Raw genomic sequence first — 25844 nt, forward strand, 5'->3', positions numbered from 1 at the left:
AGGGAACGTAGCATTATACCAGCCCGGGGCCCGGCCTGCCGGGCGGTGGTCCCGGTGGCCTAGGGCCTGAGGAGGAAGGTCACGGGACCGTCATTGACCAGGCTGACGACCATATGGGCACCAAACCGGCCCGTTTCCACCCCTGGCGCGTGATTTTCACGACAGATCCCGACAAATCGATTGAACCCGCGTTCAGCCTCCTCCGGCGGTGCCGCGCTGGTGAAGCTGGGCCGCATGCCGGAACGGGTGTCCGCGGCCAGGGTGAACTGGCTGACCAGCAGCAGGCCGCCGCCGGTATCACGCAGCGAGCGGTTCATTTTGCCGGCCTCATCTGCAAAGACACGGTAGCCGAGCACGCGTTCGGCCATCCGCTGCAGCTGGGCCTCGGTATCACCCGGCTCCATGCCGACCAGGGCCAGCAGGCCGGGGCCGATCTGCCCTACCGCCTCACCTTCCACATGCACGGCGGCCTGGCTGACACGTTGAATCAGGACGAGCATCGGCGGGCTTCCAGGCAAGGGCCGGCCACGATAGCAGCGCCCTTGGCTAAACTGGGGGAGATGAATCCACACCGCAAAGCCCGGCTGGTCTACCGCGCCACCACCCTGTTCGCCCGCCTGCCCTGGCCACTGCTGCGCGGGTTCGCGCACGCCCTGGCCTGGACGTGGGTGCGCCTCGATGCCCGCGAAAGCCGCGTCACCCGCCGCAATCTGGAGCTGGCCTACCCCGAGCTGGATGGCGCGGCACGCGAACGCCTGCAGCGCGAGCTGCTGCGCTCCACCGCCCTGCAGGCCATCGAGACCCTGCGCCTGTGGAGCCGGAAGCCCGAAGACAACCTGCGCCTGCACCTGAAGGAGCGCCACGGCCAGGCGCTGTACGACGCGGCGCTGGCCAGCGGCAAGGGCGTGATCGTGGCGGCCCCGCACTACGGCAACTGGGAGCTGCTGAACCAGTGGCTGGCTTCGCGCGGGCAGATCGCCATCGTCTACAAGCCGCCGGAGGACGAGGCCAGCGATGCCTTCCTGCAGATCGTGCGCGGGGGCCACAACGTGCAGCAGGTGCGCGCCGAGGGCCCGGCCGTGCGCCAGCTGTTCAAGGTGCTCAAGGACGGCGGTGCCACCGGCATCCTGCCCGACCAGCAGCCCAAGGCCGGCGACGGGGTGTTCGTGCCGTTCTTCGGCGTGCAGGCGTTGACCATGACGCTGGTCAACCGCTTGGCCGAGCGCACCGGCGCGACGGTGCTGTATGGCTGGTGCGAGCGCATCGGCCCGGACATGGAATTCGCCCTGCACATCGAGCCGACCGACCCGGCCGTGGCCGACCCGGACCCAGAGGTCGCCGCCACCGCGCTCAACGCAGGCATCGAACGTATCGCCCGCCGCGACCCGGCGCAGTACCAGTGGACCTACAAGCGCTATACGCTGCGGCCACCGGGCAGCGGCGAGGAAGACCCGTACGCGACCGACGAGCATCCGCACTGAAAGCCGCTCCACCCGGCCTGCGACACACCGCCGCAGCACGTTGAATACGACGCTGGCGCCCCCATAGAGACACCGATGTCCGCCTCCCCCGGTCCTGCCATGTCTGCTTCCTCCCTGTTCGGTGATCCGGCAGCGATCCGCTGCGAGCGCGCGGTCGCCGAACTGCGCGCCGGTCGTCCGGTCCTGCTCCACGATGGCCAGGGCCAGCGCCTGGCGGTGATCGCGCTGGACAGCGCCACTGCCAGCAGCTTTGCCGCCTTCGCCAGCGCCGCGCGCGAGCGCCATTACCTTTATCTGACCGCCACGCGTGCCCGCGTGCTCGGCGTCGAGGCACCCGAGGGTGCGCGCCTGCCGCTGGCCGGCGTCGCCTTCGATGCCCTGCCCTCGCTGGGCTACCTGCGTGAACCAGGGCCGATGCCCGCGGCCTGGAGCGCAGGCGATGCGTTCGATGCCGGCGCGGTGGAACTGGCCCGGCTGGGCCTGCTGCTGCCGGCGATGGTGGCCGTGCGCCTTGAGACGACTGACAGCACCTTCGATGGCGCCGCCGACGTTGGCCTGTGCGATCTGGCCGAAGGCGCTGCGCATGCCGCACATGATTACGAACTGGTGGCGCGTTCTCCGGTGCCGCTGCGCGATGTCGGCATGACCACGTTCGCGGTGTTCCGCGGCGGCGTCGCCCAGCGCGACCAGGTGGCGATCATCATCGGCGAACCGGACCTGTCCGCCGTGGTGCCTGTGCGCGTGCATTCGTCCTGCCTCACCGGCGACCTGTTCGGTTCGCTCAAGTGCGACTGCGGCGACCAGCTGCGCCGTGGCCTGCGCAAGTTGAAGGAGCTGGGCGGCGGCGTGCTGCTGTACCTGGACCAGGAAGGCCGCGGTACCGGCATCGCCGCGAAGATGCGCGCCTACGGCTACCAGCATGACGGGCTGGATACCATCGACGCCGATGCGCAGCTGGGCTTCGGCGCCGACGAGCGCCGCTATGGCAGCGCCGTGGCGATGCTGCGCGGGCTGGGTGTGTCCCGTGTTGCCCTGCTCAGCAACAACCCGACCAAGGCACAACGCCTGCGCAATGCCGGCATCGAAGTGCTGGACTGCATTCCGGTCACCGGCGAGATCACCGCCGAGAACGAGCACTACCTGCGCACCAAGGCCGACCGCGCCGGCCACCTGCTGGATGTCGACGCGCTGATCCAGGCCGCCCAGTAACGCGGGCGACCTGCTAACGTCTGCGCGGTGCGGCCATCGCCGCGCCTGCCTGCCCTGCTGCCCGACGGACGCCCGCGTGACTGAACTTCCCTTGCCTGTTGCTGCCGCCGAAATGCCCCTCGACCACTGGCAACCCCTGCCGCGGCGCGCTGCCCGGTTGGCGGCACTGGAGGGCGCCTTCGGCGGACTCTTCATCCCCGGCGCACCGCTGGCGGCCGTCTGGTGGTTCTTCGATCTTCCCGGTGGACTGTGGGCTGCATCGCTGGGCCTGCTGGTCGGCCTCGCCTTCGGCGCCTGGATCGGCCATCGGCGCCTGACCCGCACCCGCTGGCGGCTGGATGCACAGGGTCTGGGCCTGCGCCGCGACCTGATGTGGCAGCTGGAAACCCGCATTCCCATTTCGCGCGTGCAGCACCTGGACCTGCGTCGCGGGCCGCTGGAGCGGCGTGCAGGCCTGGCCACGCTGATCGTGCACACCGCCGGCACCCGCCTGAGTGCGGTCACCGTCAACGGCCTGGACGAAGCCGATGCCGAGCGCCTGCGTGACACCCTGGCCCATCAGCTCGACCAGGACGCCGACGCCCTGTGAGCCAGCCCCCGCCCCTGCCACCGTCGCTGCCCAGCGGTGGCGAAGAGCATCGCCTGCACCCGTGGTCGTGGCTGTTCGTGCTGCTGATGCAGCTGCGCCACTATCTCCTGCCGCTGGTCGCGTTGCTGGTGTTCGGCCAGCGCGGCGACCGCGATCCGATGTGGGCACAGTTGATCCCGCTGACCGCCATCGCCGCGCTGGTGCTGGTCTCGGTACTGCAGTACCTCAGTTACCGCTATCGCATCGGCAACGATGCGATCACCGTGCGCAGCGGCCTGCTGGCGCGCAACCGGCGCGAGATCCCCTTTGCCCGCATCCACAACGTGGAAGTGCGGCAGAACCCGTTGCATCGGTTGTTCGGGGTTGCCGAACTGCGCCTGGAATCGGCCGGTGGTGTGCGTCCGGAAGCGGAGATGCGCGTGCTGCGGCTGGATCAGGCGTTGGCCCTGGAACAGCTGGTGCGCCAGCGTGGACAGGCGCCCGAGCCTACGCCGGGCGACGCGCTGGCTGCCAGTGTCGTGCCCTCCGACGACGAACAGGTACTGCTGCGCCTGTCGAGCTGGGACGTGCTGCGCATGGGCCTGCTGTCCAACCGCGGCTGGGCGCTGGCGATCGCCGCCTTCGGTGTGCTGTTCCAGACCGTACCGCGCCCGGTGATGGACGATGCCATCCAGCGCGGCGGGCGCGAGGCCTTCGGCTACGCCAGCCATCTGCATGCCGGGGTAACCGGTGGCCTGGTGCTGCTGGCCGCGGCGTTGCTGCTGGGCTGGCTGTTGTTGCGGGTGCTGTCGGTGGTGTTGACGCTGCTGCGTTACCACGGCTTCACCCTCAGCGAGCGCGAACGGCGCCTGACCGTCTCCACCGGCCTGCTCAGCCGCACCCGCAGCAGCGTCGCTCGCCGCCGCATCCAGGCATGGACGCTGGGCGAGAGCACCCTGCAACGCTGGTTCGGATTGCGCCAGCTGCGCATCGACAGCGCCGCCGGTGGCCCCTCGCGCGACGACGACCGCGCGCTGCGCGAACTGGCCCCGCTGGCTGGTGCGGGCACCTGCGACGACCTGGTGCGCCACCTGCTGCCACAGCTGCAATGGCCACCACAGCAGTGGCAGCCGATACCGCAACGCGGATGGTGGCGGCTTTCGTTGTCCACCTTGCTGATGGTGCCGTTGCTGACCGCCGCGCTGTACTGGCGCTGTGGCCTGCCGGCCTTGGCACTGCTGGCCTGGCTGCCGGTCAGCCTGTTGATCGCGCACCGGCAGATGGCCCGGATGGGCTGGCACCTGGATGGCCAGTTCGTGGCGGTGCGGGGCGGCTGGTGGAAGCGCTGGTGGCGCTGGGCCGAGCTGGACAAGGTGCAGGGCCTGCGCCTGCAGCGCTCACCGCTGGACAAGCTGCTGGGTACGGCCAGCCTGCAGCTGGACACCGCCGGTGCGCATGGCGACGTGGCGCTGGCGCTGCGCTACCTGCCGCAGGCGCGTGCACATGCGTTGATGGAAGAACTGGCGACCGCGCTGGCGCGGCGCAAGCTGCGCTGGTGAGCGGCCGAGCGCTGAATTGACCATCCACGCATGGCGTGGATCTACTGGTGCAGGGGTCGGATCCCATTCCGCAGGAATGGGCTCTGACCCCTGCGCATCCATCACCGTTGCGACGGCCCCCAGTAGCCCAGGTCCTTGCGAATCTGCAGGTCACGCACCCAGCTGCCAAACGGCTTGCGACGCAGCGCGCCCATCTCGCCGGACAGGAAATCCTCGGTCGCGGCGATCACCCGCTCACTGGACAGGCCATCGCGGTAAGGGTGGATGGCGTCGGCGTAGCGCACGATCTCCGCCTGCAACGCCGCATCCGGATGCAGCGCGCGCGCCAGCATTGCCGGCAGCTGCTGCGGATCGTCGAAATCGATCATGTGCGGCTTCGGCACGCGGTTGCGGAAGGTCACCACCGGCTTGTGCTGGACGATGAACTCGGAAACGATCGATGAGGTGTCCGATACCAGCACGTCGGCGGCGCGCTGGGCAGCCATCACCTGTTCCGGTTCGATGAACCGCGCATTGGCGCCGGCCAGCGCGCGGTAGCGCTCGAACAGTTCCGGCGGGCACTTCGGGTGCAGGGTCAGCAGCCAGTAGTGCTGCCCGGCGGCGATGTCGGCCGCGATCTGCGCATGCAGGTGCGGGGCCGCACTCAAGCGCTCGGTGAAAGTTGAACCGAACAGGATCACTGGGCGGCCACCGGCCGCACTGCGCAACGCGGCACTGTCGCCGCCATCATCGCGGAACAGCGGGTCCAGCTTCGGCCAGCCGGTTTCCGCCACGGCGAAATGCCCCTGCAGTGCCGCGATCTCGCGGAACGGCGCGGTGGTGGCAGGGCCTTGGGTGCAGTAAAGGTCGAACATGCCGCGCACCCGGAAGTGGCCACGCGCACTGTCGCGCTTTTCCACGTTGAAGCCGTGGAACAGCTGCACCTTGGCCCCCGACAGGAAGGTCGGCACCCAGTTGGCCGCGCTGAACACCGCCCGCGGACGCATCGCCAGGGCCTGCTTCAGGCCGATGTTGGGCACGCCGGGCAGCTGGCTGCCAGCCGCACCATCTTCGAACCAGGCCGCCACTTCCTGGCCGGAAGCGTGCAAGGCCTGCACCAACGGGGCGAGAATAGGCAGCGCATAGCGCTCCGTCGCAAACAACAGGTACCCGGCCATCATGTCCTCCACGACCGCTCCCATCGAACGGCCTCGCATCTCGGCCTGCATTATCGCGTTCAACGAGGCCGGGCGCATCGGCGACTGCCTGGCCTCGCTGGCCTTCTGCGACGAGATCGTGGTGGTGGACTCGCTGTCCACCGACGCCACGGTGGCCATCGCCGAGGCGGCCGGCGCCCGCGTGCTGCAGCGCCCGTTCGATGGCTTCCGCAGCCAGAAGGCGTTCTGTGTCGAGCAGGCCCGCCACGACTGGGCACTGTGCCTGGACGCCGACGAGCGCGTCAGCCCGGAACTGCGCACGGCCATCGAGCAGGCCCGCGACGGCGGTTTTGCAGGTCATGCCGGTTACCGCTTCGCGCGCCTGTCGGAGTACTTCGGCAGATTCCTGCGCCACGGCAATGCCTATCCGGACCGGGTGCTGCGCCTGTTCGATCGCCGCCACGGCGGCTGGCGCGGCAAGCGCGAGATCCATGAGGCGGCCAGCGTCGATGGCTCCGTCGGCACCCTGCACGGGGACCTCATCCACTTCCCTTACCGCTCGCTGCAGCAGCAGCTGGCCAAGACCGAGAAGTACGCGCGGATGATGGCCGAGCACGAGTTCGCGCGCGGCAAGCGGGCCACCCTCGGCAAGCTGGTGCTGGCCCCGGCCTGGCGGTTCTGGCGCGGTTTCCTGTTCCGAGGCGGCTTCCGCGACGGCTGGCATGGCCTTGTGTATGCCTATGTGCGCGCCAACTACGTGCGGCAGAAGACCATCATGCTGTGGATGCTGGGCAACGGCCAGGCCGTGTCCGACCCGCCCACCCCCTGAACGGGGAGTCGGCCAAGGCTGGACGCTACCGGGCGCTCTTTGCCCGGTGCCGCGCACCTTCCACGATCGACAGGCCGGTCAGCAGGCCGACGATGGTGACGTAGAAGCTGGCGGTCATCTGATGCGCGAACATCGACTGGGTCAGTCCGCACAGGATGTAGGACACCACCACCATCACGCCGGCGGCAGCCGGGCCACGGAAGGTGGTGTGCCCACTGCGCCGGTGCAGGCGCACGAACACCCACAGGGGCACGCCATACACGGCCAGCAACAGCAGCAGGCCGGGCACGCCCTGGGTAGCGGCCCATTCGGCGACGTCGTTGTGGGCATGGCCAAGGTGGCAGCGTTTCTCCTGCGGATCCTCGCGGCAGATCGGTACCCGTTGCATGGCGTTGTCGAAGTGGCCGACGCCTACCCCGATCAGCGGGTGATCGAGGAAGGTATCCCACGCCACCTGCAGGCGCTCGACCCGAGCCCCCGCCGATGAGTCGCTGTCGCCCTGTTCCATGCGCTGCACATCGCTGTGCAGTTCCGTCAGGCGGACCTGATGGCGCAGTTCGGGTACCGACAGCAGCAGGGTCGCAGCGATGGCCAGCATGCCGGCAAGCACCGACAGGCGCGCCACGCCGGTGCGCCAGCGCAGGCTGAGTGCCAGCACCACCAGCAACGCCAGCAGCGCTGCAAACACGCCACGGCTGCCGGTGAGGACGATGGTTCCGCAACCGGCGGCGGTGCCGACGATCACCAGCGACCAGCGTCGCGAGGGCCGGCAGAACACCAGCAGCACCATCAGCATCACCACGATGTCGGCGAGCACGATCGCGTTGGTGGACAGTTCCGCGCGCGGCGCGCCTCCCAGTACCTGCAACAGCGCCAGCGCGAAGGTACCCAGCAGGCCGGCGAACGCACCACGCCACAACCAGCGCATGTCCGGCCGCAACGCGCAGACCCATACCGCGATCCATGGGATCACCAGGAATCTCGAGCGGTTGTCGACATTGCGCAGGCCGTGCTCGAACACCACCATCGAGAGCACACCCAGGGCCAGCACCGCCAGCGTCAGCCAGGTCAGCACCCTGATCGGCTGGGCATCCATGTGCCGCGCACGCCACAGCAGTTCCGGCGCCATCAGCGTCGTGACCAGCAACACCAGGCCATACGGCAGCAGGTTGATCGGGATGGTCAGCACCAGCGCCGGCATGCAGAACAGGCCGATCTGCGCCAACCAGTGCGCAGCGCGCGGGCGACCACCAACAGGTGGGCCCAGCAGATCGCCGGCCGTGGATTCCAGGTTGTGCTGTGAAACTGCCACGTCGAAAGGTTTCGCTGCGATCCTGCGGAATGAACGGGATCGCCGGCACGGCCGATCCCACGTTGACGTTTTACTGCCTTTGGCGCCGCTTGGGCAGTCTGGACAAGCACAGGCCAGAGTGGTTACTCCTCACGCTGCAATCGCCGTTCGCGTTCGCGCTCGTCGGCGCTGGCCACGCACCGGCCCTGCACCGCAACGGCCGGCACCAGCCACCAGCGGCGGCGGTTGGCGATTCCCGCCAGTTCGGCACGACTGCGGTCGATGCACGGCAGCAGCGCGTCTTCGTGGACCAGCAACCAGCGGCGCCGGGGTGCCAACTGCTGCCATTCCACGGCCATGGCCAGCTGTGCATCCCAAGGCTCGTTGAAACCGAAGGTTGCCGCCGGGCGGTCGGCCATCAACAGATTCTGCTCTTTCCAGGCCACCAGTCCCAACTCGGCATCGGCGCCGATACGCTGGCCGGTGTGCCGCATCAGGCCACGGGCGGAACTTGAATCATTCAGCACCGGATAGCCGATCAGGCTGTACAGCACCCAGACGCCAGTGAGGGTCGAGACCAGCACCAGCTGGCGGCGGCCGCGCCCGAACAACAGCAGGCTGGCCGCACCCCAGCCTCCCATCGCCATCGCCGCCCAAGCCAGGGCGTTCATCTCGCCATTGCCGATGCCCCGCGTCTGCATCAGCCGCGTTTCGAAGCCGGGCTTGCCCAGCAGGGCAGCCAGCCCGGCGGCCAGCGTGCCCAGCGACAGCAGCAGGGTGAACGCGCCCAGCAACCACTGCACGTCGCGCCGGCGCAGCAGCCCCGGCAGCAGCGGCGCCAGCGCCAGGCAGAACATCGGCAGCGCGGGCAGGATGTAGACGTCGCGCTTGCCATTGGGGATCGAGAAGAACAGCACGATCAGCGCCCACCAGCCCAGCAGCAACAGATAGCGCGCGTCCCGACGCTGCAGCCGGCGCCGCCAGGCAGGGATCGCCCACGGCACTGCCAGGAAGGCGGGAATCCACATCGACGGCATGGTGCCCAGGAAGTACCACCAGGGCTGGTGGTGGTCCCATGATTGCGCATAGCGCTTGGCGGTCTGCCGGAACAGGATGTCGTCCATGTACGCCAGGTACTCGCCGGAGCGGGTCGCCAGCGCGGTCATCACCATCGGCACCAGCCACAGCGCGATGGCCAGCACGAACGCCAAGGGCGCCAGCCAGAAGCGCAGGTCGCGTGCATGCAGCCGCACCCGCGGCCAGTGCAGCGCCGAACCGATCACCGCTGGCACGATCATCAGCAGCGCGATCACGCCCACACCCTTGGTGATCACCCCGATGCCGGCAAAGAACCAGCCCAGCCACCACCAGCGCCACGCGGGCCCCAGCAGCAGATGGCGCAGCAGACCGTAGTTGGCCAGGGTGATGAACAACACCACCAGCGGGTCGATCTGCGCCTTCTTCGCCTGGAAGGTGAACTGCAGGGCGAACAGCAGCGCCCAACCGGCGTACAGGCCAACCTTGCGTGTCCACAGGCGCCGGCCCAGATCGACCACGCACCACAGCGTGCCGAGTGCGGCGATCAACGAGGGCAGCAGGAACGCCACACGCCAGTTGCCGACCACGCTGTACAGCGTGGCCTGCCACCACATCAGCATCGGCGGCTTGTCCGAGTACAGCTCCAGCCCACGGTGCGGGAACAGCCAGTCGCCGCTGTCCACCATCTGCTTGGCAACCAGGGCGAAGCGCGGTTCGTCCGAGGGCCAGGGATCGCGTAGTCCCAGGCCGGCACCCAACACCAGCAGGGCCATCACAACGAACAGCCACGTCTGGCGTGACGCACGGGTTTTCAGCATGGGGGCTCGGACAGCGGTTGGGTCAGCCCTTTTTTAGCAGACGCGCGTAGAAAAATCCGTCAGCATCGTTTTCACCGGGCAGGCGCTGGCGTGCGATACCGTCACAGTCCAGACCAAATGCGTCACCCAGCGCGACCGCTTCCGCATCCGCGTGCCACTTCAGGAAGCCCTTTACCTGATCGACGTTTTCCGCGCGCAGGATCGAGCAGGTGGCATACAGCAGCACACCGCCGGGGCGCAGCATCGACCAGCAGGCTTCCAGCAACCGGGCCTGGATGCCGACCAGCGCATCGATGTCTTCCGCACGGCGATGGAACATCACGTCCGGCTGCCGGCGGATGACGCCGGTGGCCGAGCACGGTGCATCCAGCAGGATCGCGTCGAACGGAACGCCGTCCCACCATGCCCCCGGATCGCTGGCATCGGCCACCAGGACCTCGGCACCTTCGCCCACGCCGGTGCGAGCGAACGTATCCTTGGCGCGCGCCAGGCGACGGGCATCGATATCCAGCGCCAGCAGTCGCAGGCTGGGGTCGCGCTCAAGCAGGTGCGCAGCCTTACCACCCGGGGCGGCACACGCGTCGAGCACACGGCTGCCGGTCGGCGGCGCCAGCGCGTCGGCAGCACATTGCGCCGAAAGATCCTGCACCGACAACAGGCCCTCGCCGAAGCCGGGCAACTGGTTCACCGGAACCGGCGCGGCCAGTCGCAGCGCATCGGCGCTCAGCGGGCTGGCTTCGGCGGCAATGCCGGCCTCGGCCAGGGCCGCCATCACTTTGTCGCGCCCGCCCTGCTGGCGGTTGGCACGCAGCCACAACGGCGCCGGCTGCAGGCTGGCAGCGAAGATCGCCTCGGCCTGTGCCGGCCAGTCGCGTTCGACGGCCTCGGCCAGCCAGACCGGAAATGCGTCGCGTGCCGGCTGTTCGGGGAAGCCCTCGCGCTGGGCCCGGCGCAGGATCGCGTTGACCAGGCCAGCCTGGCGTTCACGGCCAAGTGCGCGCGCAGCATCGACCGTGGCCGACAGCGCCGCATGGGCCGGCAGTTCCAGCACATCCAGCTGGGCGAAGCCCACCATCAGCAACGTGCGCAGGTCGGCATCGCGTGCGGACAGCGGCTTCTGCATCCATCCCTGCAGGGCGGTGTCATAGGTGCTGCGACGGCGCAGCACCGCAAAGCACAGCGCTTCAAGCAGCGCACGGTCGCGGGTGTCGGCCAGTTTGGGCAGCGCCCAGGCCAGTTCCGCCTTGAGCGAACGACCACGGGTGAACACCTGCGCCAGCACGCGCGCTGCCAGCATGCGGGTAGCCGCGCCCGGCGCCGCCTTGGCGATGGAAAAATCGTTTGCCTTGCTCACCCGTCAAACCCCCACGCGCAGGTCACGGCGGGCATTGAGGTAGTCGGCGGCGGTGATTGCCTTGCCGCCTTCCCGCTGCAGCACGCGCAGGCGCAGTGCGCCCTGCCCGCAAGCGATGTCGATGCCCTCGCGGCCAGCGGCCAGCACCGTGCCCGGTGCCTGGCCATGCGCCACATCCAGCGCCACCGCGCCGTGGATGCGCACGCGCTCAGCGGCCAGCAGTGCCTCGGCAATCGGCCACGGATTGAACGCACGCACCGTACGCGCCAGAGCTTCTGCGTCCTGCGCCCAGTCCAGTTTTGCCTCGGCCTTGTCCAGCTTGTGCGCGTAGGTCACGCCCTGCTCCGGCTGCGGCCGTGCGATCGGCTTGATACCAGCGCGCAGCAGGCCCAGCCCATCGGACAGCACCTGCGCACCAAGCTCGGCCAGCTTGTCGTGCAGCTGGCCACCGGTATCGGTGGCGGCGATCGGCAGCTCCTGGTGCAGCAGCACCGGGCCCGTATCCAGGCCTGCTTCCATCTGCATCAGGCAGATGCCGGTCTTCTCGTCACCGGCCTGGATGGCACGCTGGATCGGTGCGGCGCCGCGCCAGCGCGGCAGCAGCGAACCATGCACGTTCCAGCAACCGTGGGTCGGAATGGTCAGCACCGCCTTGGGCAGGATCAGGCCATAGGCCACCACCACCATCAGGTCCGGCTGCAGGTCACGCAGCTGCTGCTGGGCCGCCTCGTCCTTCAGCGTTTCCGGCTGGTACACGGGGATGCCGCGGGCGACCGCTTCCAGCTTGACCGGCGAAGGCGCCAGCCCACGGCCGCGACCGGCCGGGCGATCAGGCTGCGTATAGACAGCCACCACCTCGTGATGACGCGCGGCCGCGCGCAGCGACGACACCGCGAATTCCGGCGTACCGGCAAAGACAATCCTCATGGCAACCCCACTTGCAGGATGAAATCGTGCAGGAAAAAAAACGGCGCCGTCGACCGGCGCCAGGCAGCCCGCGCGTCACGCACAGGCGCGGGCCACCCCGAAAGGGCGGCCCGCAACAACCATCACGCCACGTGCTTGCGCTGTTTGGCCAGCTTCTTGCGGACCATCTCGCGCTTCAGCGGCGACAGGTAATCGATGAACAGCTTGCCGTCCAGATGGTCCATCTCGTGCTGCACGCAGACCGCCAGCAGGCCGTCGGTGCTCAATTCCTGCGGCTGCCCCTGGCGGTCCAGGAACTTGACGGTGATGGTGTCGGCACGGGTCACGTCGGCGAAGATGCCGGGCACCGACAGACAACCTTCCTGGTACACCTGCCCCCCGTCCTTGGCGACGATTTCCGGGTTGATGAACACGCGCGGCTCGTTCTTTTCTTCGCTTACGTCGATGACCATGAAGCGCTGGTGCACGTCCACCTGGCTGGCAGCCAGGCCGATGCCGGGGGCCTCGTACATGGTCTCGAACATGTTGTCGAGCAGCTCCTGGAACGCCGGCGTGGTCACTTCGGCGGCATCGATCAACGCAGCCTTGGTACGCAGGCGCGGATCGGGGAACTCAAGGATGGGGAGTAAAGCCATGGCAGTTTCCGGGGTTGGGGCCGGGTTACGCCGGCATACGTCGCAGATTCTAGCTCCAACGCTTGCCTTGCGCCCCGGTTTCTGGACTATAGTGCGCGGACCTGTTGGGGAATCAGGGCTTCACACCTATGTTGCTTCGTTTTCGTACGGTCGTCGCCGCGGCGATGCTGACCGTGGCTGCCTATGCTACCGCCGTGGAAGTGAATGGCGGGCACCCGGACACCTATGTGGTCCGCAAAGGGGACACCCTGTGGGACATCGCAGGACGTTTCCTGCAGAAACCATGGCTGTGGCCGGAGATCTGGCAGGCCAATCCGCAGGTCGCCAATCCACACCTGATCTATCCCGGTGACGTCCTCAGCCTGGCCTACCTGGACCGTGTGACGGCCCAGCCCGGCCCGCGCCAGGAAGCTCCGGTGACCGGCGTGCCGCTGGCCCAGGTCGAGCCGTTCCTGAAGCAGCTCAGCGTGGTCGGCAGCATCGAACAGCTGCCCTATGTGGTCGGCCTGGAAGACAACCGCCTGCGCGCCACCGGTGGGCAGACCGCCTATGTACGCCTGGCCGACGCCCAGGTCGGGCAGCGCTGGGCCGTGGTCCGCCCGACCGTGCGCTACGCCCAGCCCAAGCCCACCGAGGACCTGACCGCCAACGGCGACGTCACCCCGGGCAGCGGCAACCTCTGGAAAGCCTTCAGCGCTCCCAACCACCGCCGCGGCGTACTGGGTTACGAACTGGCGCAGGTCGGTACCGGCACCATCACCCAGGTGGCCGGCGGCAAGACCGAGGCCTCGACCCTGGCGCTGGACAACGCCAGCGGCGGCCGTGAAGTGCGTGCCGGCGACCGCTTGGTACCGGTCGAGGCCACGCCGTACGACCTGCAGTTCTTCCCGCATGTGCCCGCAGCGGGTGTGGAAGGCGTCGACGTGCGAGTACTGGCGGTCACCGACATGTTCAACGCCGGCGGCCCGCGCGATGTGATCGCGATTTCCGCTGGCCGCGCCCAGGGCGTGGACAACGGCACCGTGTTCTCGCTGTGGCGCCAGGGCAGCCACGTGGCGCACCGGATGAAGTTCCCGGGGTCTTCGCGGATGGACGACTCGAACAGCACGGGCGCCGGCCGGGTCAGCCTGCCGGATGAGTACGCCGCGCATGCCATGGTCTTCCGCACCTTCGACAACGTCAGCTATGCGTTGGTGATGCAGGGCGTGAAGCCGGTGCGTGTGGGCTACAGCGCGCTGCATCCGGACGCGAAATGAGCCAGCGCCGGGCCCTGCCCGGCCTCGGCAGGTAGTGCCGGCCACACCCGTCGGCAACCGCCGGGATACCCTGACAGCAATACGCGAAGGCGCCCTAGGGCGCCTTTGTTGTGTGCGGCCGATAGTCGAGGGATGACTGAGCATGGACATGAGGCGCTGCTGCGCCTGTTGATCGCCGGTGGCTCCCTGGCACCCAGGCGCGCGCTGTTGCAGACCACCGGCAATGCGGATGCAGCGTTGGCACTGGGCGTTGCAGGCTGGCGGGCCCATGGCTGCACGCCGGAACAATGCGCTGCGCTGGAGCGTCCCGACACCCGCGCTCTCGCGCTTGCGCAGCGCTGGCTGCAGCAGCCGGATTATCATCTGCTGGCCTGCAACGATCCGGCCTTCCCGCCCCTCCTGCTCGATGCACCCAATCCGCCGCTGGCGCTGTTCGCTGCCGGGGATCCGGCCATCGCCTGGCGTCCCGCGGTAGCCCTGGTCGGCAGCCGTTCACCCACTCCCGCCGGGCGTGCCCTCGCCGCCCGGTTTGCCACCTGCTTCGTCGAGGCCGGGTTGGCCGTGACCAGTGGATTGGCGGCAGGTATCGATGCCGCCGCCCACCAGGCGGCGCTGGACGCAGGCGGCTGCACGCTCGCGGTAATAGGCACCGGCCCGGACCGCGCCTATCCCACCAGCCACACCCGCCTGCAGGCAAGAATCGCCGCCGAAGGCGTGGTGCTCAGCGAATACCTGCCAGGCACGCCCGCACGGCCGGGCCACTTCCCCGCCCGCAACCGGCTGGTGGCCGGGCTGGCCCTGGCCACGGTGGTGGTCGAGGCCGCACAACGCTCGGGCGCCCTGATCACCGCCCGGCTGGCGGCCGAAGCGGGCCGAGAGGTCTGTGCGATACCCGGTTCGGTGCTCAATCCGCGCGCCGCCGGCTGCCACCGGCTGATCCGTGAAGGGGTTGCCCTGGTCGAACGCCCCGAGGAAGTGCTGGAACTGCTGGCCCCGGCATTGCGCCACCAGCTTCCGGACTTGCAAACCCGGCTTGCCACCCCCACTGAACAGGCAGCGCCGGCGGACCTGCCGGCATGCTGGGCGAACGACGCTGACTACCAGCGCTTGTGGCAGGCGGTGGGGCACGACCCAATCAGTATGGATTCACTGATCACGCAGTGTGGATTGACGGCGTCGGAGGTGTCCTCCATGCTGCTGGCCATGGAACTTGCGGGGATCGTGGTGTGCGTACACGGCCGCTACTGTCGACGTCCCTAGTTTCTTCACCTCCACAGCGTCGCGCGACGCAGGCCGAGGGGCAATGAAAGAGAGCATCCTGGATGTACTGTTGTACCTGTTTGAACACTATTTCAGCGAAGATGCGGACCTGATCCGTGACCGCGACTCACTGCAGAATGGCCTGATCCAGGCCGGTTTCAGCCCCACTGAGATCAACAAGGCATTCGAATGGCTCGATGCCCTGGCAGCGCAGCGCCCAAGCGCGGCCCAGGCACGGGTCGATGGCCCGGTGCGCATCTATCACGGCCCGGAGCTGGACAAGCTTGATGTGGAATGCCGCGGTTTCCTGCTGTACCTGGAACAGCACGGCATCCTGGATGCCGGCCAGCGCGAGCTGGTGCTGGACCGGGCAATGGCCCTGGACCAGGACGAACTGGACCTGGACGACCTGAAATGGGTGGTGCTGATGGTGCTGTTCAACCAGCCCGGCGCCGAGGCGGCCTACGCCTGGATGGAAACGCAGATGTTCGTAGACGAGCCAGAACCCCTGCACTGACCGTACACTTGGGGGCCGTGCGCATTCAGGAGCGTCCCCCGTGAGTGAGTGGTTCCATGCCGAAGGCAACCGCCAGCAAGGCCCGTTGCCCTCGGAACAGTTGATCGAGCTGTTCCGTAGCAACCAGATCACCCTGGACACCCTGGTATGGCGCGACGGCTTGCCGCAATGGCAGCCGTTGCGCAACGTGGTCGACGAACTGGGCCTGATCGTGCCCGCTGTCGATGCAGCCGCCACTGTCGCGGTGGCGCCGCCACCGCCTGCCGCTCCTCTGCCGCCGACCCTGCCACCTGCCTCGCCCTACGCGACCACGCCGATGGACGCTGCACCGGTCGCGAAGAAGGGCCTGTCCGGCTGCGCGTTGACCGCCATCATCGGCGGCGTGGCCCTGCTGGTGGTGGTGCCGATCCTGGCCATCCTGGCGGCCATCGCCCTGCCGGCCTACAACGATTACACGATCAAGGCCAAGGTCGCCGGCGCGATCACGGCGCTGCAGCCGCTGAAGGACAAGGTCCAGCATTTCGCCGATGACCAGGGCCGTTGCCCGGGCGCCAACGACGCCGGCTTCCCGGCGGCGGACGAATTCGCAGGCCAGGGCCTGTCGGCCGTGCATATCGGCCGCTTCAACAATGGCCACTGCGGCATCGAGGCGACCCTGGCGGTTCCGGGCAAGAGCCAGGATGGCGACCTGCTGTGGCTCGAATACGACCGCGACAGCGGGCGCTGGGAATGCAGCGGCGAAAGCGACGACAAGTATCTGCCCACGCAATGCCACGGCTGAGCCGCGCATCGGGCAAACCCACCAAGGACGACCCAACAGGGGACATGCAATGACTGAGTGGTACTACGCCGAAGGACAGCAACGCCAGGGACCGCTGGAGGTCACTGAGATCCGCCAGCGTTTCCAGCGCGGCCAGTTGAATCTGGACACCCTGGTCTGGCGCGAAGGCATGGGGCAGTGGGCGCCGCTGCGGCAGATGGTGGAAGAGCTGGGCCTGCAGACTTTGGCCGATGCCAGCACGTCCACCGGCACCGGTGGCTTCGACCTGCGCAACGACTACGCCGCGATCGACAACGGCACCGCGCCCCTGCCGGGCACCGGCGCCCTCAGCAGCTCGCCGTACACCGCGCCCGGCGCAGGCGGCGGTGACTATTCGCAGCCGGTGCAGGGCGGCGAAGTGGTCTACGCCGGCTTCTGGAAGCGCTTTGCCGCCTACCTGATCGACTATTTCGTTCTGCTGATTCCCAGCGGCGTGGTCGGTGGCGTGCTGGGCTTCGTACTCGGCGCCGGCATGGGGGCCACCGGCAGCGGCGAAACAGCGGTGGAAGTGGTTACCCAGCTGATCAGTGGCCTGGCTGGCCTGTTCATCGCCGCCGCCTACTACGGCTGGTTCCATGCCTCCCGTGGCGGCGCCACCCTCGGCAAGATGGCCATCGGCATCAAGGTCGTGCGCGGCAACGGCGATCGTCTGACCCTGGGCCGCAGCATCGGCCGCTATTTCGCCACCATCCTCAGCGGCCTGACCCTGTGCATCGGCTACCTGATGGCCGCCTTCACCGAGCGCAAGCAGGGCCTGCATGACCTCATCTGCGACACCGTGGTGGTCGACCGCTGGGCCTACACCGACCAGCCGCAGCTGCAGCGCCGCGAGATGGGCACGGTGACCATCGTGATCCTGGTGCTGGGCGGCCTGCTGATGCTGGCCGGTTTCGCCGCGATCATCATCGCAGTCGGCGTCATCGCCAACATGGCGTCCTGATCGGGAATCGAGGGCCAATGCGCCGTCGCGGATGGCCATCCTCACGCCCCCCTGCTTGACAACGGCAGGGCGGGCGTGATTCCTCTAATAAGGTGAAACCTGAACGCCCGGCACAGTCCCGGGCGTTCAGTTTATTGATTTGCCCGTGGCCGCTTCACTAATGCGGCCGTTTGCTCCACCCTAGCGGCCCTTCCCCGCGGCTTACCCACAGACCCTGCTGCCATGCCCAAGCACCTGCTCATCGTTGAATCGCCGGCCAAAGCCAAGACGATCAACAAATACCTCGGCAAGGACTACACGGTCCTGGCCTCGTATGGGCACGTGCGTGACCTGATCCCGAAGGAAGGCGCGGTTGACCCGGACAACGGGTTCGCCATGCATTACGACGTGATCGAGAAGAACGAAAAGCATGTCGATGCGATCGCCAAGGCCGCAAAGGGCGCCGACGACATCCTGCTGGCGACCGATCCGGATCGCGAGGGTGAAGCGATCAGCTGGCATATCGCCGAGATCCTGAAGGAGCGCGGGTTGGTCGGGGACAAGCCGATGCAGCGCGTGGTCTTCACCGAGATCACGCCGCGCGCGATCAAGGAAGCCATCAGCCAGCCGCGCGAGATCGCCAGCGACCTGGTCGACGCCCAGCAGGCGCGCCGCGCGCTGGACTACCTGGTCGGCTTCAACCTGTCGCCGGTGCTGTGGCGCAAGGTCCAGCGCGGCCTGTCGGCAGGCCGCGTGCAGAGCCCGGCGCTGCGCATGATCGTCGAGCGCGAGGAAGAGATCGAAGCCTTCATCGCCCGCGAGTACTGGTCGATCGCCGCCGAGTGCGCGCATCCCTCGCAGCACTTCAACGCCAAGCTGATCAAGCTGGACGGGCAGAAATTCGAGCAGTTCACCGTCACCGACGGCGACACCGCCGAGGCCGCCCGCCTGCGCATCCAGCAGGCGGCACAGGGCGCCCTGCATGTCACCGACGTGGCCAGCAAGGAGCGCAAGCGTCGCCCCGCGCCGCCATTCACCACCTCCACGCTGCAGCAGGAAGCCTCGCGCAAGCTCGGCTTCACCACCCGCAAGACCATGCAGGTCGCGCAGAAGCTGTACGAAGGCATGGACATCGGCGGCGAAGAAGGCACGGTCGGCCTGATCTCGTACATGCGTACCGACTCGGTGAACCTGTCGCAGGACGCGCTGGCCGAGATCCGCGACGTGATCGCCCGTGACTACGGCATCGCCTCGCTGCCTGACCAGCCCAACACCTACCAGACCAAGTCCAAGAATGCCCAGGAAGCGCACGAAGCGGTGCGTCCGACCTCGGCACTGCGTACCCCGGCCCAGGTCGCGCGGTTCCTGACCGACGACGAGCGCAAGCTGTACGAGCTGATCTGGAAGCGTGCAGTGGCCTGCCAGATGATCCCGGCCACGCTCAACACCGTCAGCGTGGATCTGTCGGCCGGCAGCGAACACGTGTTCCGCGCCAGCGGCACCACCGTGGTCGTGCCCGGCTTCCTGGCCGTGTACGAGGAAGGCAAGGACAGCAAGAGCGCCGAGGATGACGACGAAGGCCGCAAGCTGCCGGCGATGAAGCCGGGCGACCGCGTGCCGCTGGAGCGCATCGTGGCCGACCAGCATTTCACCCAGCCGCCGCCGCGCTTCACTGAAGCGGCGCTGGTGAAGGCGCTGGAAGAATACGGCATCGGCCGTCCTTCGACTTACGCCTCGATCATCCAGACCCTGCTGTTCCGCAAGTACGTGGAAATGGAAGGCCGCAGCTTCCGCCCGTCCGATGTCGGCCGTGCGGTATCCAAGTTCCTGTCCAGCCACTTCACCCAGTACGTCGACTACGACTTCACCGCCAAGCTGGAGGACGAGCTTGATGCCGTCTCGCGCGGCGAGGAAGAGTGGATTCCGCTGATGACGCGGTTCTGGGGACCGTTCAAGGAACTGGTCGAAGACAAGAAGGAATCGGTCGACCGCGCCGAGGCCAGTGGTGCGCGCGAACTGGGTACCGACCCCAAGACCGGCAAGCCGGTCAGCGTGCGCCTGGGCCGGTTCGGGCCTTACGCGGCCATCGGCAGCACGGCCGAGGATGCAGAGGACAAGCCCAAGTTCGCTTCGCTGCGGCCGGGCCAGTCGATGCACACCATTTCCCTGGAAGACGCGCTGGAGCTGTTCCTGATGCCGCGCGCGCTGGGTGAGGACAAGGGCGAGGACGTCAGTGTCGGCATCGGCCGCTTCGGCCCGTTCGCCAAGCGCGGCAGCACCTACGCCTCGCTGAAGAAGGAAGACGACCCGTACACCATCGACCTCGCCCGCGCCGTGTTCCTGATCGAAGAGAAGGAAGAAATCGCGCGCAACCGGATCATCAAGGAGTTCGAGGGCAGCGACATCCAGGTGCTGAACGGTCGTTTCGGCCCGTACATCAGCGACGGCAAGATGAACGGCAAGATCCCCAAGGATCGTGAGCCGGCATCGCTGACCCTGGCCGAAGTGCAGCAGTTGATGGAAGAAACCGGCAAGCCGGTGCGCAAGGGCTTCGGCGCCAAGAAGGCTGCCGCGAAGAAGGCCCCGGCAAAGAAAGCGGCAGTGAAGAAGGAAGCCGCGCCGAAGAAGGCCGCTGCCAAGAAGGCGCCGGCAAAGAAGGCGGCGAAGAAGGCCGTGGCCAAGAAGGCACCGGCAAAGAAGGCCGTGAAGAAGGCTGCCAAGTAGATCCACGCCATGCGTGGATGATCTGCCACGCCATGCGTGGATGATCTGCCAAGGTGTGCGGACCAACGGTCCGCACCTACTGCTCCACCCGTTGTGCACGCAGCGGGGGGATAATGAAGGCCCACGCCGGGCCCGGTCGCCGCCATGAAAGAACTCACGCTGGACACCGCAGTCGCCACGCTCCGCAGTGGCGGGGTGATCGCCTACCCGACCGAAGCAGTCTGGGGCCTGGGGTGCGACCCTTCGCATGAGGCAGCGGTTCACCTGCTGCTGCGGCTGAAACAGCGCCCGATCGAGAAAGGCATGATCCTGGTGGCTGCGGAACTGTCGCAGCTGCAAGGCTGGGTGCGACTGCAGGCGCTGCCCGATGCACGCCAGCGGGCGGTGCTTGCCAGCTGGCCCGGCGCCAACACCTGGATTCTGCCCGCCGGCGCACGCGCGCCCGGCTGGATCACCGGCGAACACAACGGCATCGCGGTGCGTATCAGCGCCCACCCCTTGGTCGCGGCACTGTGCCAGGCCTGGGGTGGCCCTCTGGTCTCCACCAGCGCCAATCTTGCCGGCGAGCCACCCGCGCGCAGCCGCGAAGAGCTGGACCCGCGTCTGCTGCGCCTGCTCGACGGCATCCTCGATGGGCAGACCGGTGGCCTGGCCCAACCCACGCCGATCCGTGATGCGCTCAGTGGCAACGTACTGCGCTCCTGACAGGCTGATTGCGCCGGCGTTGCCGATCGCGCACGCTGCGCCCATGACCCTGCTGCGCCCTATCCTGTGCCTGGCCCTGCTGCTGCCGTTGCCGGCACTTGCCGCTGACGACGTGCGGGTCTACCGCTGCGTCGGCAGCAATGGCGCCGTCGCCCTGCAGGACAAGCCCTGCACGGCCGGCCGCCAGGAAGTGCGCGACCTGCAACGCCCACGCGATCCGCCGCCGCGAGTGGTCAGCACCGACGCCGCAGTGCCCGCACCGGCGCAAGCACCGCCAATGCGCGAGCGCGAAGTGCGCCATGTCTACATCCAGCCACCACAGCCGATGTACGAATGCGTGAGTGAAGACGGCGATCGCTACACCAGCGACAACAACGAAGGGAATCCGCGCTGGGTGCCGCTGTGGACCACGGTCTGGTATCCGCATGGTCATCTGGGCGGCGGGCGACCCGGACCGCATCCAGGGCCGCGCCCGGCCAGCAGTGGCACCACCATTGATGCCTCCATCGGTGGTGGACCACCGGCCTATCGTCCGCCGTCGGTGGGTGTCGGTGTCAACGTGCCTGCCGGCAACATCCTGGTCCGCGACACCTGCCACGCGCTACTCCCGCAGGAAGTGTGCGCACGCCTGCGTGATCGTCGCTGGGAGCTGGACCGGCGTTACAACAGCGCACTGCAGAGCGAGCGCACCGCGATCAGCAATGAGCAGCGCGGCATCGATGCACGGCTGGCGCAGGACTGCGGCGGCTGAGCCCCAGCTCTGGTAGACGCCCACCTGGGTGGGCGCTGGCAGACAGCGCTGCCAACCAAGGTTGGCAACTACCAGGCCGCGCGCTTTGGTAGAGGCCCTCCTTGGTGGGCGCTGGCAGACAGCGGTGCCAACCAAGGTTGGCGACTACCCGGGCATGGGCCACCGCTGTAGGCTGCTCACATGAGAAGACTGATCTGGCTGGCCATGGGCCTGTTGCCCGGCAACGCGTTGGCCGATGACATGGTGATCTACCGCTGCATGGGCAGCAGCGATGTGCCCACGCTGCAGCGCACCCCCTGCCCCGCCGGCACCCGCCAGCAGATCCAGCGCGTCCCTGCGACTGCGACTGCGCCGGCGGCACCGGTCGCGCCGGTGCAGAACAGCCCCACTGCGCCGCCTGCAGCGGTGCCGTCCGTAGATGCCGCCGCCGAGCCTGCAGAGACGCAGCCACGTGAGGGCCGAACGATCATGGAAGCACGCATGGTCGAGCACGAAGGCGGCGACGCCATACTCGACAGCGCGATGCTGCCACGTTCGAGCGACGCCACGGCGGTGGACGACAACGCACCGCCAAAGCCACCGCTGCCGGCGATCTATCAATGCCTCAGCAGCGAGGGAAGCTCGTACCTGCATGAGTACGAAGCCGCACCGGGTCATTGCGAACTGTTGAACGTACAGGGCCTGGGCGGGGCGACACCGGTCAACGCCGCCAGCTGCGAAGTGGTCCGCGACCGCTGCACCGAAGTGGCCGAAGCGCAGCGCTGCGGCAGCTGGCAACAGCGCTTCCGCGATGCGCGCGGTCGGGAGCGGTTCGCCGCACCGGAGAATCAGCAGGCGGCGCGCGGCGAACGCGAGCGCCTGCAGGCCGTGCTGGAAGCCAGCAATTGCCCGGTGCCGCAGTGAACAGCCGCGATCAGAAGCCGTAACGCAGGAAGCCGCCATCCACCGCGATGCATTCGCCGGTGACATAGCTCGACGCCGGCAGGCACAGGAAGCCCACCGCCGAGGCCACTTCTTCCGGCTCACCGATGCGCCGCATCGGCGTGCGTCCGATCACTTCCTCGTAGTAGTCGGTATCGGACAGCGGGCCGGAGGTGCGACGGGTGCGGATGTACCACGGCGCCACCGCATTGACCCGGATGCCATCTTCGGCCCACTCCACCGCGAGGTTGCGGGTCATCTGGTGCATCGCCGCCTTGGTCATGCCATAGACCACGCCACTGCGCACATGGGTCAGGCCGGACACGCTGCCGACGTTGACGATGGCCGATGACGCGTGGCGCGCGAGCAACGGATGCGCATAGCGCGACAGTTCGAACGCCGAGAACAGATTGGTCTCGAAAATGCCGCGCCACTCGTCTTCGGAGTACTCGGTGGCGGGCTTGGTGATGTTGCCACCGGCATTGTTGACCAGGATGTGCAGGCCATCGGCGTGGTCTTCGACCCAGTCCAGGATCTGCCGGCGGTCTTCGTCGTCGGACACATCGGCGGCCAATGCGTGAACCTGGTGCTGTGGATACACATCCAGCAGCTCATCGCGGGCACTCTCCAGCATATCCAGGTCGCGGCCGACGATCATCAGATCGGCGCCGAGACCGGCCAGTTCATGCGCGATCGCCAGGCCGATACCGGCGCTGGCACCGGTGATCAGGGCCGTCTGCCCATCCAGGCGCCACCGTTGCTGGGTCATATGTCCTCCGGGGCCGCGCCCACTGTGTTTCGATGCGGCAAGGATACGCGCTCACGACCGTCCCCCGTCCGTGATGCGACACTGGGCCCCACGTCCCTCGTGGAGAGCTGCCATGCGCATCCTGATTCCCGTCCTGCTGTCGGCCGCCGTGCTGGCCGGGTGCCAGCGCCCTGCACCGCCGAATCCGGAACGACCACCGGAACCACAGGCATTGGCCAAGGCAGTCAATCAACCACTGGACCGCGCCAAAGGCGTGCAGAAGACCATGGACGAGGCGGCCGAACGCGAGCGCAAGGCAGAGGCCGACGCGCAGTAGAACCCCGCATGCAACAACGCCCGGCCAAGGCCGGGCGTTGTGCGTTCAGTAGATCCACGCCATGCGTGGACATCCCGGATCGGGTATCAGAACCCGCAGAAGCAATACGCCAGCGACTTCACCGGTGCACCATTGCCCTTCTCGCGGGCCGCGTTCTCGACAAAGCGCAGCTGCGTATCGATTTCCGGCATCGTGCGCGCCAGCATCATCCGGCCCACGCCGGAATCGGCCAGCATCCAGGCGCCGGCGTGGCTGCCAGCGAAGCCGCTGACGAACTGCGCGAACGGCGTCGCCGCCTTCTCGATGTAACGCACACGGTACTTGTCGGTCGCGCCCAGCTTGGCCCGACCGGCAGCGTCAGCCACGGCGTCCTTCAGGCCACCGAACGCATCGACCAGACCGCGCTCCTTGGCCTGCGCACCGCTCCAGACACGCCCGCGGGCCACTTCGTCGATCGCTTCGACCGGCTTCTTGCGGGCCTCGGCGACACGACCGGTGAAATCGGCATAGCCCTTGTTGATCACCGACTGGATGACCTGGCCCACGGCCGGGTCCATCGGCCGGGTGACATCGAAGGCACCGGCGAAACGGGTAGTGCCGACGCCGTCGGTATGCACGCCGAACTTGTCCAGCGCACGGCTGAAGTTCGGGATCATGCCGAAGATGCCGATCGAACCGGTGATGGTCGACGGATCGGCATAGATGCGATCGGCGTTCATGCTGATCCAGTAACCACCGGACGCAGCGAGGTCGCCCATGGACACCACCACCGGCTTGCCAGCGGCCTGCAGGGCCACCACTTCGCGACGGATCTGCTCGGAAGCGTAGACCTCGCCACCGGGCGAATCCACACGCAGCACCACGGCCTTGACGTCGTCATCGTCGCGCGCCGCACGCAGCAGCGCCGAGGTCGATTCACCACCGATGCGGCCGGCCGGCAGATCGCCGCCGCTGATTTCACCGGAGGCCACGATGACCGCGACCTGCGGACGCGAATCAACCGGGTTGCGGCGCGCATCGAGCTGGGCCATGTAGGTGCCGAAATCGATGTTGCGGAAACCACCGTCGGCGTCTTCATCAGCCACGCCGCGCTCGATCATCAGATCCTCGAATTCCTCGCGGGTCTTCAGCGCGGTCACCAGCTTCTGCTGCAGGGCGAACTTGGCCAGGTCGCCGCCAGCGGCAGCCACACCTTCAGGCAGGGTATCGATGCCGGCCGCCAGCTGCGCCGGATCCAGGCGGCGGGCCTTGGCGATGTCGCCGAGGTAGCGCTGCCACACATCGTTCATCCAGAACAGATCGGCTTCCTTGGACGCCGGCGACGCCGCGTCGAGCACGTACGGCTCGGCGGCCGACTTGTACTCGCCCACCTTGAACAGGTGTACGTCCACGCCCAGCTTGTCCTGCAGGCCGGTGCGGAAGTACTGGCGGTAGCGGCCAAGGCCTTCCAGCACGACCGAACCCATCGGGTCCAGGTAGACCTCGTCGGCCTGTGCAGCCAGCAGGTACTGCGACTGGCCCATGCTCTCGCTGAAGGCAACCAGCTGCTTGCCCGAAGCGCGCAGGTCCTGCAGCGCAGCGGACACTTCACGCAGCGAGGCGAAACCGGACGGCTGCAGCTTGTCCAGCTCCAGCACCACCCGCTCGATCTTCTTGTCATCGCGCGCGTTCTCGATCACCCGGATCAGATCGCGCAGCTGCACTTCCTCGGCACCGTTGTCACCAACGGCCTTGGCCAGCGCGCGGCTGACCGGATCGGCGCTGTACTGCTCGACCAGGCGGCCTTCCGGCGCGATCACCAGGGTGGTGCGGTCCTGCAGCGCCTTGCTGGCGCCAGCGCCCATGCCGGCAGCGACGATGAACATCACCAGCACCAGCAGCAACAGGCCGAAGAACACCAGGTTGAGGATCAACCGGCGGGTGAAATTCATCACGTCCCACAGCCCGATGAAGAAGCTGGCGACAGGATTGCGGTTCGCCGGGGGCAGCGGCGGCACGGGTTGGTTCATGGAGCACTCCGGATGGCTTCTTGCCGTGGTAA

At 67.7% G+C, this 25844-nt stretch carries 24 protein-coding genes; 15 read left to right on the plus strand and 9 right to left on the minus strand.

What is annotated here, in order from left to right; genetic code table 11:
- Positions 1-59: 59 nt before the first annotated feature.
- The gene (dtd, locus tag QOL57_RS10360; RefSeq protein WP_089237155.1) at positions 60-500 is read right to left on the minus strand and encodes a D-aminoacyl-tRNA deacylase; all 441 of its coding nucleotides are present in this window, start codon (positions 498-500) and stop codon (positions 60-62) included.
- 60 nt (positions 501-560) lie between these two features.
- On the opposite strand from dtd, the gene QOL57_RS10365 reads away from it, so the two are divergent.
- The 4 genes from QOL57_RS10365 to QOL57_RS10380 all read left to right on the plus strand — a co-directional run bounded on the left by QOL57_RS10365 (position 561) and on the right by QOL57_RS10380 (position 4817).
- On the plus strand, positions 561-1481 hold the full coding sequence (locus QOL57_RS10365) for a lauroyl acyltransferase (RefSeq protein WP_089237157.1): 921 nt from the start codon (positions 561-563) through the stop codon (positions 1479-1481).
- 75 nt (positions 1482-1556) lie between these two features.
- Positions 1557-2690 carry a GTP cyclohydrolase II RibA gene (gene ribA / locus QOL57_RS10370; protein ID WP_089237159.1) on the plus strand — a complete coding sequence of 378 codons (1134 nt, stop codon included), beginning with the start codon at positions 1557-1559 and terminating at the stop codon, positions 2688-2690.
- A gap of 112 nt (positions 2691-2802) precedes the next feature.
- Entirely contained in the window at positions 2803-3279 is a 477-nt protein-coding gene (locus QOL57_RS10375; RefSeq protein WP_089237161.1) for a PH domain-containing protein, read from the plus strand.
- Entirely contained in the window at positions 3276-4817 is a 1542-nt protein-coding gene (locus QOL57_RS10380) for a PH domain-containing protein (protein ID WP_089237163.1), read from the plus strand. Before QOL57_RS10375 ends, QOL57_RS10380 begins: the two co-directional genes overlap by 4 nt.
- Positions 4818-4918: 101 nt before the next feature.
- Here QOL57_RS10380 and QOL57_RS10385 read toward each other — a convergent pair whose 3' ends face one another.
- Positions 4919-5977 (minus strand): CDP-glycerol glycerophosphotransferase family protein, encoded by a 1059-nt coding sequence (locus QOL57_RS10385; RefSeq protein ID WP_089237165.1) that lies wholly within the window; start codon positions 5975-5977, stop codon positions 4919-4921.
- Here QOL57_RS10385 and QOL57_RS10390 point away from each other — a divergent pair.
- Complete coding sequence (locus tag QOL57_RS10390; protein WP_089237167.1) at positions 5976-6782, plus strand: glycosyltransferase family 2 protein; 807 nt, start codon at positions 5976-5978, stop codon at positions 6780-6782. The genes QOL57_RS10385 and QOL57_RS10390 overlap by 2 nt on opposite strands.
- A 25-nt stretch (positions 6783-6807) precedes the next feature.
- Here the strand turns inward: QOL57_RS10390 and QOL57_RS10395 are convergent, their stop codons facing one another.
- From QOL57_RS10395 to def, 5 genes are all read right to left on the minus strand, one after another.
- Positions 6808-7983 carry an O-antigen ligase gene (locus QOL57_RS10395; RefSeq protein WP_176429850.1) on the minus strand — a complete coding sequence of 392 codons (1176 nt, stop codon included), beginning with the start codon at positions 7981-7983 and terminating at the stop codon, positions 6808-6810.
- A 233-nt stretch (positions 7984-8216) separates the two neighbouring features.
- Positions 8217-9929 (minus strand): glycosyltransferase family 39 protein, encoded by a 1713-nt coding sequence (locus QOL57_RS10400; RefSeq protein WP_089237169.1) that lies wholly within the window; start codon positions 9927-9929, stop codon positions 8217-8219.
- 22 nt (positions 9930-9951) lie between these two features.
- Positions 9952-11283: a 16S rRNA (cytosine(967)-C(5))-methyltransferase RsmB gene (gene rsmB / locus QOL57_RS10405; RefSeq protein ID WP_089237171.1), complete on the minus strand. Its 1332-nt coding sequence runs from the start codon at positions 11281-11283 to the stop codon at positions 9952-9954.
- Between the two features lie 3 nt (positions 11284-11286).
- The gene (gene fmt / locus QOL57_RS10410; RefSeq protein ID WP_089237173.1) at positions 11287-12210 is read right to left on the minus strand and encodes a methionyl-tRNA formyltransferase; all 924 of its coding nucleotides are present in this window, start codon (positions 12208-12210) and stop codon (positions 11287-11289) included.
- Positions 12211-12332: 122 nt separating this feature from the next.
- Positions 12333-12845, minus strand: a complete 513-nt coding sequence (gene def / locus QOL57_RS10415) for a peptide deformylase (protein ID WP_089237175.1) — start codon at positions 12843-12845, stop codon at positions 12333-12335.
- 128 nt (positions 12846-12973) lie between these two features.
- Here def and QOL57_RS10420 point away from each other — a divergent pair, with 128 nt between their 5' ends.
- The 9 genes from QOL57_RS10420 (at position 12974) to QOL57_RS10460 (ending at position 22700) form a co-directional block, all read left to right on the plus strand.
- A complete protein-coding gene (locus QOL57_RS10420; RefSeq protein ID WP_089237177.1) occupies positions 12974-14101 on the plus strand; it encodes a LysM peptidoglycan-binding domain-containing protein in 1128 nt (375 codons plus the stop codon).
- A 132-nt stretch (positions 14102-14233) separates the two neighbouring features.
- Positions 14234-15361 (plus strand): DNA-processing protein DprA, encoded by a 1128-nt coding sequence (gene dprA, locus QOL57_RS10425; RefSeq protein WP_089237178.1) that lies wholly within the window; start codon positions 14234-14236, stop codon positions 15359-15361.
- 43 nt (positions 15362-15404) lie between these two features.
- Positions 15405-15878 carry a DUF494 family protein gene (locus tag QOL57_RS10430; protein WP_025879062.1) on the plus strand — a complete coding sequence of 158 codons (474 nt, stop codon included), beginning with the start codon at positions 15405-15407 and terminating at the stop codon, positions 15876-15878.
- A gap of 40 nt (positions 15879-15918) precedes the next feature.
- Positions 15919-16659, plus strand: a complete 741-nt coding sequence (locus tag QOL57_RS10435; protein ID WP_089237180.1) for a GYF domain-containing protein — start codon at positions 15919-15921, stop codon at positions 16657-16659.
- Between the two features lie 49 nt (positions 16660-16708).
- Positions 16709-17638 (plus strand): RDD family protein, encoded by a 930-nt coding sequence (locus QOL57_RS10440; RefSeq protein ID WP_089237182.1) that lies wholly within the window; start codon positions 16709-16711, stop codon positions 17636-17638.
- Positions 17639-17860: 222 nt separating this feature from the next.
- Complete coding sequence (locus QOL57_RS10445; RefSeq protein WP_089237184.1) at positions 17861-20341, plus strand: DNA topoisomerase I; 2481 nt, start codon at positions 17861-17863, stop codon at positions 20339-20341.
- Positions 20342-20485: 144 nt separating this feature from the next.
- Positions 20486-21046 carry a Sua5/YciO/YrdC/YwlC family protein gene (locus QOL57_RS10450; protein WP_089237186.1) on the plus strand — a complete coding sequence of 187 codons (561 nt, stop codon included), beginning with the start codon at positions 20486-20488 and terminating at the stop codon, positions 21044-21046.
- Between the two features lie 43 nt (positions 21047-21089).
- The gene (locus QOL57_RS10455) at positions 21090-21797 is read left to right on the plus strand and encodes a hypothetical protein (RefSeq protein WP_089238138.1); all 708 of its coding nucleotides are present in this window, start codon (positions 21090-21092) and stop codon (positions 21795-21797) included.
- A 180-nt stretch (positions 21798-21977) separates the two neighbouring features.
- Positions 21978-22700, plus strand: coding sequence for a hypothetical protein (locus tag QOL57_RS10460; protein WP_089237188.1), 723 nt, complete (start codon positions 21978-21980; stop codon positions 22698-22700).
- A 10-nt stretch (positions 22701-22710) separates the two neighbouring features.
- Here the strand turns inward: QOL57_RS10460 and QOL57_RS10465 are convergent, their stop codons facing one another.
- Positions 22711-23487, minus strand: coding sequence for an SDR family oxidoreductase (locus QOL57_RS10465; protein WP_025879399.1), 777 nt, complete (start codon positions 23485-23487; stop codon positions 22711-22713).
- 112 nt (positions 23488-23599) lie between these two features.
- Here QOL57_RS10465 and QOL57_RS10470 point away from each other — a divergent pair, with 112 nt between their 5' ends.
- On the plus strand, positions 23600-23803 hold the full coding sequence (locus tag QOL57_RS10470) for a hypothetical protein (protein WP_089237190.1): 204 nt from the start codon (positions 23600-23602) through the stop codon (positions 23801-23803).
- Positions 23804-23889: 86 nt separating this feature from the next.
- On the opposite strand, the gene sppA is transcribed toward QOL57_RS10470, so the two are convergent.
- On the minus strand, positions 23890-25812 hold the full coding sequence (gene sppA / locus QOL57_RS10475) for a signal peptide peptidase SppA (RefSeq protein ID WP_089237192.1): 1923 nt from the start codon (positions 25810-25812) through the stop codon (positions 23890-23892).
- Between the last annotated feature and the right edge of the window lie 32 nt (positions 25813-25844).

This window comes from Stenotrophomonas sp. yr243, assembly GCF_900184195.1.
GTDB lineage: Bacteria > Pseudomonadota > Gammaproteobacteria > Xanthomonadales > Xanthomonadaceae > Stenotrophomonas > Stenotrophomonas lactitubi.

Excerpts from the sequence above, each read along its gene's own strand:
- QOL57_RS10400 (WP_089237169.1), bottom strand. The coding sequence starts at position 9,929 with ATGCTGAAAACCCGTGCGTCACGCCAGACGTGGCTGTTCGTTGTGATG.
- def (WP_089237175.1), bottom strand. The coding sequence starts at position 12,845 with ATGGCTTTACTCCCCATCCTTGAGTTCCCCGATCCGCGCCTGCGTACC.
- sppA (WP_089237192.1), bottom strand. The coding sequence starts at position 25,812 with ATGAACCAACCCGTGCCGCCGCTGCCCCCGGCGAACCGCAATCCTGTC.
- QOL57_RS10450 (WP_089237186.1), top strand. The coding sequence starts at position 20,486 with ATGAAAGAACTCACGCTGGACACCGCAGTCGCCACGCTCCGCAGTGGC.
- fmt (WP_089237173.1), bottom strand. The coding sequence starts at position 12,210 with ATGAGGATTGTCTTTGCCGGTACGCCGGAATTCGCGGTGTCGTCGCTG.
- QOL57_RS10375 (WP_089237161.1), top strand. The coding sequence starts at position 2,803 with ATGCCCCTCGACCACTGGCAACCCCTGCCGCGGCGCGCTGCCCGGTTG.
- QOL57_RS10440 (WP_089237182.1), top strand. The coding sequence starts at position 16,709 with ATGACTGAGTGGTACTACGCCGAAGGACAGCAACGCCAGGGACCGCTG.
- QOL57_RS10445 (WP_089237184.1), top strand. The coding sequence starts at position 17,861 with ATGCCCAAGCACCTGCTCATCGTTGAATCGCCGGCCAAAGCCAAGACG.
- QOL57_RS10460 (WP_089237188.1), top strand. The coding sequence starts at position 21,978 with ATGAGAAGACTGATCTGGCTGGCCATGGGCCTGTTGCCCGGCAACGCG.
- dtd (WP_089237155.1), bottom strand. The coding sequence starts at position 500 with ATGCTCGTCCTGATTCAACGTGTCAGCCAGGCCGCCGTGCATGTGGAA.
- dprA (WP_089237178.1), top strand. The coding sequence starts at position 14,234 with ATGACTGAGCATGGACATGAGGCGCTGCTGCGCCTGTTGATCGCCGGT.
- QOL57_RS10470 (WP_089237190.1), top strand. The coding sequence starts at position 23,600 with ATGCGCATCCTGATTCCCGTCCTGCTGTCGGCCGCCGTGCTGGCCGGG.
- QOL57_RS10385 (WP_089237165.1), bottom strand. The coding sequence starts at position 5,977 with ATGATGGCCGGGTACCTGTTGTTTGCGACGGAGCGCTATGCGCTGCCT.
- QOL57_RS10365 (WP_089237157.1), top strand. The coding sequence starts at position 561 with ATGAATCCACACCGCAAAGCCCGGCTGGTCTACCGCGCCACCACCCTG.
- QOL57_RS10395 (WP_176429850.1), bottom strand. The coding sequence starts at position 7,983 with ATGCCGGCGCTGGTGCTGACCATCCCGATCAACCTGCTGCCGTATGGC.
- QOL57_RS10455 (WP_089238138.1), top strand. The coding sequence starts at position 21,090 with ATGACCCTGCTGCGCCCTATCCTGTGCCTGGCCCTGCTGCTGCCGTTG.
- ribA (WP_089237159.1), top strand. The coding sequence starts at position 1,557 with ATGTCCGCCTCCCCCGGTCCTGCCATGTCTGCTTCCTCCCTGTTCGGT.
- QOL57_RS10420 (WP_089237177.1), top strand. The coding sequence starts at position 12,974 with ATGTTGCTTCGTTTTCGTACGGTCGTCGCCGCGGCGATGCTGACCGTG.
- QOL57_RS10465 (WP_025879399.1), bottom strand. The coding sequence starts at position 23,487 with ATGACCCAGCAACGGTGGCGCCTGGATGGGCAGACGGCCCTGATCACC.
- QOL57_RS10430 (WP_025879062.1), top strand. The coding sequence starts at position 15,405 with ATGAAAGAGAGCATCCTGGATGTACTGTTGTACCTGTTTGAACACTAT.
- QOL57_RS10390 (WP_089237167.1), top strand. The coding sequence starts at position 5,976 with ATGTCCTCCACGACCGCTCCCATCGAACGGCCTCGCATCTCGGCCTGC.